Source organism: Candidatus Hakubella thermalkaliphila (assembly GCF_013281975.1).
Classification (GTDB): Bacteria; Actinomycetota; Humimicrobiia; order Hakubellales; family Hakubellaceae; genus Hakubella; species Hakubella thermalkaliphila.
Map to the genome: position 1 here is coordinate 1 of NZ_BLRZ01000269.1, position 1,217 is coordinate 1,217.

Here is a 1,217-nt window from a genome sequence, read left to right on the forward strand (position 1 = left end):
CTATTCCAATATCTTAATCACATTACCTGCTCCCACGGTATGGCCACCCTCCCGGATGGCAAAGCGCAGGCCTTCCTCCAGGGCGATGGGGGTGATGAGCTGGACCTCCATCTCGGTGTTGTCCCCGGGCATGACCATCTCTACAGTCTCCGGCAGCTTGACCACTCCCGTGACATCGGTGGTGCGGAAGTAGAACTGGGGACGGTAGCCGTTGAAGAAGGGGGTGTGCCTTCCCCCCTCCTCTTTGGACAATACGTAGACCTGGCCGCGGAAGCGGGTGTGGGGAGTAATGGAGCCCGGAGCTGCCAGAACCATACCCCGCTCCACCTCGGTCTTGGTGATGCCTCTGAGCAGCACTCCCACGTTATCTCCAGCCTGGGCGTAGTCTAAGATCTTGCGGAACATCTCTACTCCCGTGACCACGGTCTTTTTAATCTCCCTTTTCATGCCCACGATCTCTACTTGATCGCCTACCTTGATCGTACCCCGCTCCACTCTGCCGGTGACTACGGTGCCTCTTCCGGTGATGGAGAAGACGTCCTCCAGGGGCATCAGGTAGGGCTTGTCAATATCCCTTAAGGGCTCCGGGATGTAGGAGTCTACCGCCTCCAGGAGCTTAAAGATGGGGCCACAGGCCGCACAGCTCTCCTTGCCACAGCCACACTCCAGGGCCTTAAGGGCCGAGCCGGGGATAATGGGTACCTCCTCTCCGGGGAACTCATACTCAGTGAGCAGGTCCCGCACCTCCATCTCCACCAGCTCCAGAAGCTCCGGGTCATCTACCATGTCGGCCTTGTTTAGGAAGACCACCATGTAGGGCACCCCCACCTGGCGGGCCAACAGGATGTGCTCCCGGGTCTGGGGCATGGGACCATCGGCGGCACTGACCACCAGGATGGCCCCATCCATCTGGGCTGCTCCGGTGATCATGTTCTTGATGTAGTCAGCATGGCCCGGGCAATCCACATGGGCGTAGTGGCGGTTTTTGGTCTGGTACTCCACATGGGCAATGGCAATGGTGATGCCCCTCTCCCTCTCCTCCGGAGCATTGTCAATAGACTCAAAGGTGCGCTCCTCCACATCCTCTCCAGCGCCCTTCAGACATTTAGTGATGGCGGCGGTGAGAGTGGTCTTGCCGTGGTCGATGTGACCAATGGTGCCGATGTTCATGTGGGGTTTGATTCTCTGAAATTTCTGTTTGGCCATGGGTTCCTCCT

1 protein-coding gene is annotated in these 1,217 nt (G+C 58.4%); it reads right to left on the reverse strand.

The features are described from left to right. Complete coding sequence (gene tuf, locus HW443_RS11455) at positions 1-1,206, reverse strand: elongation factor Tu (RefSeq protein WP_176231059.1); 1,206 nt, start codon at positions 1,204-1,206, stop codon at positions 1-3. Positions 1,207-1,217: the final 11 nt, after the last annotated feature.

Coding starts and splice junctions, on each gene's coding strand:
- tuf (WP_176231059.1), bottom strand. CDS start 1,206: ATGGCCAAACAGAAATTTCAGAGAATCAAACCCCACATGAACATCGGC.